This window comes from uncultured Sphingomonas sp. (genome assembly GCF_964244265.1).
Lineage (GTDB): Bacteria > Pseudomonadota > Alphaproteobacteria > Sphingomonadales > Sphingomonadaceae > Sphingomonas.
This window is the reverse complement of record NZ_CAXTHV010000021.1, coordinates 54,776-61,243: the sequence shown is the minus strand read 5'-3', so window position 1 is coordinate 61,243 and position 6,468 is coordinate 54,776. Positions and strand designations below refer to the sequence as shown.

General features: G+C 70.1%; 6 protein-coding genes. 4 read left to right on the top strand and 2 right to left on the bottom strand.

Annotated elements, in window-relative coordinates; genetic code table 11:
- The 4 genes from ACFE7K_RS10245 to ACFE7K_RS10230 all read left to right on the top strand — a co-directional run.
- A partial coding sequence (locus tag ACFE7K_RS10245) for an HAD-IC family P-type ATPase (RefSeq protein WP_375398088.1) occupies positions 1–533 on the top strand: 533 nt, incomplete at its 5' end.
- A gap of 10 nt (positions 534–543) precedes the next feature.
- Positions 544–1,134, top strand: a complete 591-nt coding sequence (gene kdpC, locus ACFE7K_RS10240) for a potassium-transporting ATPase subunit KdpC (RefSeq protein WP_375398087.1) — start codon at positions 544–546, stop codon at positions 1,132–1,134.
- On the top strand, positions 1,131–3,797 hold the full coding sequence (locus tag ACFE7K_RS10235; protein ID WP_375398086.1) for a DUF4118 domain-containing protein: 2,667 nt from the start codon (positions 1,131–1,133) through the stop codon (positions 3,795–3,797). The genes kdpC and ACFE7K_RS10235 overlap by 4 nt, the downstream gene beginning before the upstream one ends.
- Complete coding sequence (locus ACFE7K_RS10230; protein ID WP_375398085.1) at positions 3,794–4,483, top strand: response regulator; 690 nt, start codon at positions 3,794–3,796, stop codon at positions 4,481–4,483. Before ACFE7K_RS10235 ends, ACFE7K_RS10230 begins: the two co-directional genes overlap by 4 nt.
- A gap of 28 nt (positions 4,484–4,511) precedes the next feature.
- Here ACFE7K_RS10230 and ACFE7K_RS10225 read toward each other — a convergent pair whose 3' ends face one another.
- Positions 4,512–5,357, bottom strand: a complete 846-nt coding sequence (locus ACFE7K_RS10225; protein WP_375398084.1) for an alpha/beta fold hydrolase — start codon at positions 5,355–5,357, stop codon at positions 4,512–4,514.
- Positions 5,354–6,442, bottom strand: a complete 1,089-nt coding sequence (locus tag ACFE7K_RS10220; protein WP_375398083.1) for an AI-2E family transporter — start codon at positions 6,440–6,442, stop codon at positions 5,354–5,356. Before ACFE7K_RS10220 ends, ACFE7K_RS10225 begins: the two co-directional genes overlap by 4 nt.
- Positions 6,443–6,468 lie beyond the last annotated feature (26 nt).

Below are 6,468 nucleotides of genomic sequence, written 5' to 3'. Positions count from 1 at the left end.
AGCAGGTCGGCGGCCGGCTGGTGGCGATGTGCGGCGACGGCACCAACGACGCGCCGGCGCTCGCCCAGGCGGACGTCGGCGTGGCGATGAACACCGGCACGCAGGCCGCGCGCGAGGCGGGCAACATGGTCGACCTCGACAGTGACCCGACCAAGCTGATCGAGATCGTCGGGCTCGGCAAGCAGTTGCTGATGACGCGCGGTGCGCTGACGACCTTCTCGATCGCCAACGACGTCGCCAAATATTTCGCGATCCTGCCCGCGATGTTCATCGTGCTCTATCCCGGCCTCGCGATCCTCAACGTCATGCACCTCGCGACGCCGACCAGCGCGATCCTGTCGGCGATCATCTTCAACGCCGTCATCATCCCGCTGCTCGTGCCGCTGGCGCTCAAGGGCGTGACGTACCGGCCGATCGGGGCGGGGCCGCTGCTGGCCCGCAACCTCGGCATCTACGGGCTCGGCGGTCTGGTCGCGCCGTTCATCGGCATCAAACTGATCGACGTTGCCGTATCCGGCATCGGTCTGGCATAAGGATCAAGACATGAGCTCGGATTTCCTCTCGGGGCTGCGCCCCGCTCTGGTCCTGACCCTGCTGCTCACCGTCCTGACCTGCGGCGTCTATCCGTTAGTCGTGATGGGCATCGGCCAGCTCGCCTTCCCGCATCAGGCGAACGGCAGCCTGATCGTCGACAAGGGTGTGGTGACCGGTTCGGCGCTGATCGGCCAGTCGTTCACCAGCGACCGCTATTTCAACTCGCGGCCGTCCGCCGCCGGCAAGGGCTATGACGCCAGCGCCTCGTCGGGGTCGAACATGGGCCCGACCTCGAAGGCGCTGGTCGACCGGATGAAGGGCGACATCGCGCTGCGCCGGTCCCAGGGCGTGACGGGTCCCATCCCCGCCGATCTGGTCACCGCCTCCGCCTCGGGCCTCGATCCCGATTTGTCGCCCGAAGCGGCCGTGGCCCAAATTCCGCGCGTGGCGCGGGTTCGCGGCCTGACCGAGGCTCAGGTTCGCGCGCTGGTGGCGGCCCATATCGAGTCGCCGCTGCTCGGCTTCCTGGGGGAGCCCCACGTCAACGTGCTGGCGCTCAACCGCGCGCTTGACGCCGCGGTCGCCAATCCGGGTCGTTGACGGCCGAGCGCGACCGCCCCGCCCCCGAGGCCTTCCTGCGTCAGGCGGCGCAGGAAGGCCGGGGCAAGCTCAAGATTTTCCTCGGCGCCGCGCCCGGCGTCGGCAAGACGTTCGAGATGCTGTCGGAAGGTGCGGCGCGCCGGGCGGCGGGGGTCGACGTCGTGGTCGGCGTGGTCGAGACGCACGGCCGCCGCGAGACCGAGGCGCTGACCCACGGTCAGGAGATCATGCCTCGCCGCGAGATCGCCTATGAGGGACGGACGCTGCGCGAAATGGATCTCGACGCGCTGATCGAGCGGCGGCCGCAGCTCGCGCTGGTCGACGAGCTAGCCCACACCAACGCGCCGGGCAGCCGCCATCCCAAGCGCTGGCAGGACGTCGAGGAACTGCTGGACGCCGGGATCGACGTCTATTCGACCGTCAACATCCAGCACGTGGAAAGTCTCAACGACGTCGTCGCCTCGTTCACGCGGGTCCGCGTGCGCGAGACGGTGCCCGACCGCATCCTCGAAATGGCCGAGATCGAGGTCGTCGACATTCCCCCCGACGAGCTGATCGAGCGGCTGAAGGAGGGCAAGGTCTACCTCCCGCACGAGGCCACGCGGGCGCTGAACCACTTCTTCTCGAAATCCAACCTGTCGGCGCTTCGCGAGCTGGCGCTACGCCGCGCCGCGCAGGCGGTGGACGCGCAGATGCTGGAACATCTGCGTGCCAACGCGCTGGGCGGGACATGGGCCGGGAGCGAGCGGATCGTCGTCGCGGTCAGCGAGCTTCCCGGCGCCGAGGGTCTGGTCCGCGCCGCCAAGCGCATCGCCGATGCGCTGCACGCGCCGTGGACGGCGGTGCATGTCGAGACGCCGCGCAGCCGCCAGCTCGGCGCCGAGGACCATCGCCGCCTCGCCGCCGTGCTGAACCTGGCGACCCAGCTCGGCGCCGGCGTCATCAGCGTGCCCGCGACGTCGGTCATCGAAGGGCTGCAGACCTACGTTACCGAAGCGCGCGCGACCCAGCTTGTCGTCGGCAAGTCGGCGCGCTCGCGCCTTTTCGAGCTGCGCCACGGATCGGTAGTCGACCGGCTGGTGCGCGGCACCCCCGGCGTCGCGGTGCACGTCATGCCGCTGGAAGAGGTGGCGGTCGCCCCCGCCAGACGGACGCGCAGCCGGCCCGCCTGGGGAACGCGCGCCGGCTATGCCTGGACCACGGCAATGGTGGCGGCGGTCACCGCGGTCGGATCGGGCCTGTTCCACATCCTCAACCTGGGCAATGTCGCGCTGCTTTATCTGCTGCCGGTGATGGCGGCGGCCAGCCTTTTCGGGCTGCGCACCGGGCTGTTCGCCGGTCTCGCCTCCAGCCTTGCCTATAACTTCTTCTTCCTGCCGCCGACCCACACCCTGACCGTCAGTAATCCCGAGAACGTCGTCTCGATCATCGTGCTCCTCGGCGTGGCCGTGGTCACCAGCCAGCTCACCGCCCGCGTACGGGCGCAGGCCGACCTGGCTGCCTCGAGCGCACGGTCCAACGCCGCGCTGGCCGGGTTCCTGCGGCAGCTGACCTCGCTCGGCGACCGCGTCGAGGTGAGCCGGGCGATCTGCACCGAGATCGCGCGGCTGTTCGAGCTGCGCGCGGTGATCCTGGAGGAGGAGGAGACGGGACTGGCGATACAGGCCGCCAGCGCGCCCGACACCAGGCTGGAGACGATGGAACTCGCCGCGGCACAGTGGGTCCAGGATACCGGCCAGCCGGCGGGCCGCGGCTCGGTCACGCTGACGGCGTCGGATTGGCTTTTCCAGCCGCTGAAGGCGGGGGGTCATACGCTGGCCGTCCTCGGCATCGCCCGCGAGGACGGTGGCGATCCGATCCGATCGGATCAGCTGCCGCTGCTGTCCAGCCTGTTGGACCAGGCGGCGCTGGCCCTCGAGCGATTGCGACTCGAGGCCGATATGCGCGATGTTGATGCAGTTCGCGAACGCGACCGGCTGCGGTCGGCGCTGCTCTCGTCGGTCAGCCACGATCTCAGAACGCCGCTGACGTCGGTCCTCGCGGGTGCCGCCGAATTGCGCCGCGAGATCGACCACCCGCTCCTCGTCATGATCGAAAGCGAGGCGCTGCGCCTCAATCGCTTCGTCTCCAACCTGCTCGACATGGCGCGGGTGGAGGCCGGCGCGATGCGCCTGCGGATCGAACCGGTGGACCTTACCGACGCCGTCGCGGGGGCGGTGGCGGACACGCGCCGGTCGCTGGAAGGCCACCCGATCAACCTCGAGGTACTGCCGAACCTGCCGCTGGTGTCGGTCGATCCACAGCTGTTCCACCACTGCCTGCTCAACCTCCTCGACAATGCCGGGCGCTATGCCGATCCGGGCACGCCGATCACCGTGCGGGCGGAGCGCAGCTATGGCCAGCTGACCCTTGCCGTCCTCGACGAGGGCCCCGGTCTTCCCCCCGGGCGCGAGGCGGAGGTGTTCGAGACCTTTCGCCGCCTGGAAGGCTCCGACCGGAGCGTCGGCGGCACCGGCCTGGGCCTTGCCATCGTCAAGGGGTTTGCCGAGGCGATGGGGATGAGCGTCGTCGCGTCCGGACGACGCGACAAGCAGGGCGCATGCTTTTCCCTGCGGTTCCCCGAGGAGCTGCTGGTGTCCAGTTCGGTGGAGGTCGGCGAATGAGCGGACAAAGGATCCTCGTGGTCGATGACGAGCTGCATATCCGCAGGCTCCTGCACAATACGCTCACGCGTGCCGCCTATGAGGTGATTGAGGCAAGGACGGGCCGCGAAGCGCTGGAGCTGGCGGCCAGGGCGCAGCCGGACGCGATCCTTCTCGATCTTGGCCTGCCGGACCGCGACGGCCTCGAACTGGTGCAGATCCTGCTGCGCCAGGCGAAGGTCCCGCTGCTGGTAATATCGGCCAGGGAGTCAACCGACGACAAGGTTGCCGCCCTTGATCTGGGCGCCCACGATTATGTTACCAAGCCGTTCGACGGCGAGGAGCTTCTCGCGCGTCTTCGCGCGGCGTTGCGCCACAAGGTAAGCGCGCAGGGAAGCGAGCCGGTTGTTCGCGCCGGCGAGCTGCGGATCGATCTTCCCAACCGCACCGTGTCCCGGGGCGACGCCGAAGTCCACCTTACCCGCAAGGAGTATGACGTGCTCGCGCAGCTGGCGATGGCGCCCGGCCGCGTGGTGACCCATGCCCGCATCCTCGAGCGGGCCTGGCCGCTCGAACATGACCGGCGGATCGAATATCTCAGGATCGTCGTGCGCAACCTGCGGCAGAAGCTCGAATCCGATCCGGCACGCCCCACGATGCTGATCAACGAACTCGGTATTGGCTATCGGTTGATGGCGGACACGTGACTGCGCGGGATGATCGTGCCACCGCCGGTCAGGGTTGGACCGCGTCGTCCAGGAAACGCACCAGGACGGCGGCAAAGGCGTCATTCTGGTCGCCCACCAGCATGTGGCCCGCGTTCGCCACGGTCTCCACCCGGGCGTGGGGGACCAGCGCGCGAAACGCCGCGACGCCGGCATCGTCGGTCACCTTGCTGAGCGCGCCGCGCGCGACGAGCGTCGGCACCCGCAGCCGGGCGGCGGCACCTTCCAGGTAAGGCAAGGCATCCTCGACTCGCATGCCCTGATCGCGGTCGAGCAGCGCGGGATCCCAATGCCAGTGCCAGCGCCCGGCTACATCGACGCGCATGTTGCGCCGCATCGCCTCGCCTGCGCCCGTCCGAAGCGGCTGGCCCCGCGCCCGAGCGAGCTCGGCGGCGGCGTCGTCGGGCGAGTTGAACCCCGCGGGCGGCGGGCGGATGGCGCTCACCACCTCGCTCGCGCCGGCCACGTTGGTCCGCGGCACGGTGTCGATCATGACCAGCGCGGACGCGACCGCCGGCCCCTCATGGCCTGCCGCCGCCAGACAGACCTTGCCGCCGAGCGACGCGCCCACCAGCACCGCCGGGCGGCCGAGCGCCGCGATCACCGCGGTGATGTCGGCTGCCAGCCGCGGCAAGGTATAGCCGCCATCCGCCGACCAGCCGCTCTCGCCATGGCCGCGCAGGTCGAGCAGGATGGCCCGCCGCCCGCTCGCCGCGATCCGTTCCGCGGTACGCCGCCAACTGTGACGCGTCTGGCCGATGCCGCCGAGCAGCAGCACCGGCGCGCCTTCTTCGGGTCCGACCGCATGCGCGGCGAGGCTGATACCGTCCGGCGCGCGGAAACCAATTTTCGTCATGCCGCGCTGCTGTCGTCGGAGGCGGCCGGCTGGGGCTTGCCCTCGACGAACTCGCGCCACAGCATCACCAGTACCGCCATCGTCGCCGGCCCGACGAACAGCCCAAGCAGCCCGAATGCCTCTACCCCGCCGAGGATGCCGATCAGCACCCATAGGAACGGCAACCGCGTCGCGCTGCCGATCAGGACGGGGCGAACGAGGTGATCGGCGATCCCGACCACGGTCAGGCCGATCGCCATCACCGCGATCGCCGCGCCGGCGGCGCCCTGCGCGAGCAGCAGCAAGGCGGCAATCACGAACATCACCGCTGCGCCGAACGGAATCATTGCGGCGATCGCGGTGGCGACGCCGAGCAGCAGGGGATGGGGCACGCCGAGCACCAGATAGACCAATATCATCGCCGCACCCTCCCCGATGCCGACCAGCACCAGTCCGTCGATCGTGCCGCGCACCGACAGCGCGGCTTGGCGCGCGATCCGCTCGCCCGCTGCGCCGATGAGCCGGTCGCCGGCCACCCGGCATTGCGCGACCAATCCGTCACGGTCGCGGATCAGGAAGAACAAGGCGAGCAGGGTGAAGGCAAAGATGACCGTCCGATGGAGCAGGCCGACGCCGATCAACCGGGCCTGCGCGTTCCACAGCGCATGGTTGAAATTGTGGAACAATGCGGCGGCGGCGACCGGGTCGGCCAGGTTCGCCTGCCACCAGGCGGTGGCCTCGGCACTGCCGGCCGGGAGCGTGGCGAGCCAGGCCGGCGGCGGCAGGCCGCTGGCGCGGGCGGTGGCTATCCAGCCGGCGAGGTCGTGCGCCTCGCGCGCCGCCTGGGCGATACCCGCCACGATCGGCGCGAGCACCAGCGCCGCGAACGCCGGCGTGAAGCCGAGCGCGATCCAGCCGCGCCGGCCGGGAAAGCGCGCCTCGGTCCGCTTGACCAGCGGGTCGGCGGCGATTGCGACCACCACCGCCCAGACGAGTGCCGGGAGGAACGGCAGGACGACCCACAGGCCGAGCACGCCCAGCGCGCCGACGACGACCCCGCGGGCGATCGTCGTGCCGCGGGCGCGGGGCGGGGTGGTCGGGTCCATTGCCGCCGCTGTAGCGCGGAGCCGGT